Origin of the sequence: Tsuneonella litorea (assembly GCF_025154015.1) — a bacterium.
GTDB lineage: Bacteria > Pseudomonadota > Alphaproteobacteria > Sphingomonadales > Sphingomonadaceae > Tsuneonella > Tsuneonella litorea.
Map to the genome: position 1 here is coordinate 1 of NZ_JAOAMV010000027.1, position 880 is coordinate 880.

The following is an 880-nucleotide window of genomic DNA, read 5'->3' on the forward strand; positions in this document are numbered from 1 at the left end:
ACGTCGCCGGTCGCCTTGAGCGCACCCGCCGCCACCGAACCGGCGTCGATGTCGATCATCCCCGCGGTCGCGGTGATCGCGAGCGTGTTCACCGCGCCCACCGCGTCGATGTCCACGCTCGCCGCACCGACGTTGCCGGTAAAGGTCGCGCTCGCAACCGGAGCCACCGCCCCGACCGTCAGCGCGCCGCCAGCGGTCGTCCCGCCCGCGGTCACCGCACCCGTCGTGTCGAGCGCGATCGTCGTGCCCGCGTTGAGTGTGCCGAGGTCGAGCGTACCGCCGCCCGTGCTGTCGACGTCGATCGCCCCGGTGCTAGCAGTGATCGCGGTGGTGGTGATATCGCCGGAAGAGACGATCCGGGCGTTGCCGGCTGCCGACACGTTGCCCGCGGTGATCTTGCCGGTGCCGGGCGACGAGAAGGTGCTGTCGAGATAGACGTTACCGTTCGTCGCCGTGACATTGCCTAGCGCAAGTTCGTTGATCGCGTAGAGGAATACGCTGGTGCCGCTGGTCGGCCCGGTGACAGTGACCGTGCTGGGAATTAACCCGCTGACCGCAACGATGCCGTTGGTGGAGGTCAGGCTGCCGAAGGTCGCCGTGCCCGCGTTCGACTGCGTCGCGAACAGGAGATCCTGCGCCGCCCGCACGTCGTCGGCGACGATCGTCTCGCCGAGGAGGAACATCCCGCCGCTCGTCGCCGTGATGTCCTGCGCGGTCAGCCCGGCCGCGGCCCGGATGTCGACGCTCGCCGCGCTCGCGTCGCCAGTCAGCAGGACCGAAGCCGGCTGCACCGTGCTTCCGATCGTCAGCGCGCCGCCAGCGGTCGTCCCGCCCGCGGTCACCGCACCCGTCGTGTCGAGCGCGATCGTCGTGCCCGCGG

The 880-nt window shown here is 70.3% G+C and carries 1 protein-coding gene; it reads right to left on the minus strand.

Translation table 11 applies throughout. The features are described from left to right. Positions 1 to 880 (minus strand): hypothetical protein (locus tag N0B51_RS14815; RefSeq protein ID WP_259963371.1); only part of this gene is annotated, 880 nt, incomplete at both ends.